Genomic DNA, 484 nt, shown 5'->3' with positions numbered 1-484 from the left:
CTTTTTATATTGCCATTTAAGATTGAATATTCCTTCTATCGTAAACAGCCTGAGCCAAAGTACCAGCATCCACATATTCCATCTCACCACCCAAAGGGATTCCCCTCGCCAATCGACTGACTTTATAAGGAAGATTTTTAAACAATTCCGCCAATACATATGCTGTCGCATCGCCTTCGGCTGTGAAGTTGGTTGCAATGATAATTTCCTCAATATCACTCGCCTGCAAACGGACAACCAGCTTATCTAACGCTACTGCCGAAATATCCATGCCCTGCGCCGGACTGACTTGCCCCATCAGAACGAAATACAGGCCATCATGACAATTAGCCGCCTCCATGCTGGAGACATCCGCCGGCATATGCACAATCATCAAACGGCTTTTATCGCGTTTTTCGTCTGCGCAAATTTCACACAAATCGCCTTCGCAAAATGTGTTGCACATCCGACAATGTTGCACCTGTCTCAAAGCAAACTGCAAAGC

At 45.7% G+C, this 484-nt stretch carries 1 protein-coding gene; it reads right to left on the bottom strand.

Annotation, left to right across the window (positions count from 1 at the left end; all coding sequences use genetic code 11):
- Positions 1-16: 16 nt before the first annotated feature.
- Positions 17-484 (bottom strand): recombination mediator RecR (gene recR, locus ACTHUM_RS19185; protein WP_440403870.1); only part of this gene is annotated, 468 nt, incomplete at its 5' end.

The sequence above is a fragment of the Neisseria sp. P0021.S006 genome (assembly GCF_051956895.1).
Note: the sequence above shows the minus strand (reverse complement) of the source record. Positions and strands in the feature narration are given on the sequence as shown.